The sequence below is a fragment of the Streptomyces phytophilus genome (assembly GCF_013870535.1).
Lineage (GTDB): Bacteria > Actinomycetota > Actinomycetes > Streptomycetales > Streptomycetaceae > Streptomyces > Streptomyces phytophilus.
This window is the reverse complement of the sequence record NZ_JACBXC010001458.1, coordinates 1-1,399: the sequence shown is the minus strand read 5'-3', so window position 1 is coordinate 1,399 and position 1,399 is coordinate 1. Positions and strand designations below refer to the sequence as shown.

Below are 1,399 nucleotides of genomic sequence, written 5' to 3'. Positions count from 1 at the left end.
CGGCCGCGGCCCCGCCGACCCCGGGACCGGCACGCGCGCCCGCTGCGACACGGTGTACGACATCGCCTCGATGACCAAGCAGTTCACCGCCGCCGCCGTCGTGAAGCTGCAGACCGAGGGCAGGCTGCGCGTGAGCGACCCCGTCTCCCGCCACCTCGGCGGCGTGCCCGCCGACAAGCGCGGCATCACTCTGCACCACCTGCTCACCCACACCGCCGGACTGCCCGACTCCCTCGGCGACGACTACGACCCCGTCTCCCGCGCCGAGTTGGTCTCCGCCGCCTTCGCCGCCCCCCTCCAGTCGCCGCCCGGCGAGCGCTACGCGTACTCCAACACCGGCTACAGCCTGCTCGCCGCCGTCGTGGAGGAGGCGTCCGGCACCGACTACGAGTCGTACCTCGCCGACCGCCTCTTCGCCCCCGCCGGCATGACCGGCACCGGCTACGTCCTGCCCGCCTGGGACGCGCGCCGCATCGCCGTCGAGTACGACCGCAGGGGCCGCCCGCAGGGCACCCCGCTGGACCACCCCTGGGCAGACGACGGCCCGTACTGGAACCTGCGCGGCAACGGCGGCATGCTCTCCACCGCCCGCGACATGCTCCGCTGGCACCGCGCCCTGCTCGGCGACCGCGTCCTCGCCGGCAAGGCGAAGGAGCTGCTGTTCACGAGGTACGTCCCGGAAGGCGGCGGCGCCGAGTCCTTCTACGGCTACGGCTGGAGCCTGCTCGACCTCGACGGCGCGCCCGTCGCCACCCACGACGGCGGCAATGGGTGGACCTCGGGCCGCGTCGCCCGCTTCCTGGACGACGGCACGCTGGTGTTCTGGATCAGCAATGCCGCCACCCGCTCGGGCGAGTGGGACCTCCCGGCCCTGGACCGGGAGTTGACCACCGGAGTCGCCGAACGGGTGCGCGGCAGGTCCTAGGGTGGGTGCATGCCGCACTCGCCCTTCGAGATCGAGTCCCTCGCCGAGTTCGACGCCGCCGTCGCCTCCGGCTCCATCAGCGGGTTCCGCGTGCAGTCCGTCGATCTGACGGACCGTACGCGCCTGCTGCTCACCGCCGACGTGCACGGCGCGGTGTTCCTCGGCTGCCCGATGGCCGAGGAGGCCGCGCACCGCGTGCAGCGCGACGGCGCGCTGGTCTTCCCCGTCGTGCCGGACCTGCCGTTCGACCCGTACCGGGGCGCGCTGTACACCGCGGACGAGCTGTTCGCGGGCCTGGCGCGGGGGTACGAGCAGACGCCGGACGCCCGCTCGTACGCCTGGTTCCGGCGCACCCGCGCCGAGCACGACATATTCGCCGCCTCGGCCCACTGCGCCACCGAGGGCGTGAACGACGGCGCCTTGCCGAGCATCCGCACCGCCTCGTCCAGCGTCGCGTCGTCGAACTCCGCCCCG

General features: G+C 73.8%; 1 protein-coding gene and 1 pseudogene. Both read left to right on the top strand.

The genetic code is table 11. The features are described 5' to 3' along the window. Window positions 1-925 (top strand): serine hydrolase domain-containing protein (locus H5J30_RS33325; RefSeq protein ID WP_181791463.1); only part of this gene is annotated, 925 nt, incomplete at its 5' end. A 9-nt stretch (window positions 926-934) separates the two neighbouring features. Then, a pseudogene (locus H5J30_RS33320) lies at window positions 935-1,399 on the top strand (LOG family protein); the annotation flags it as partial.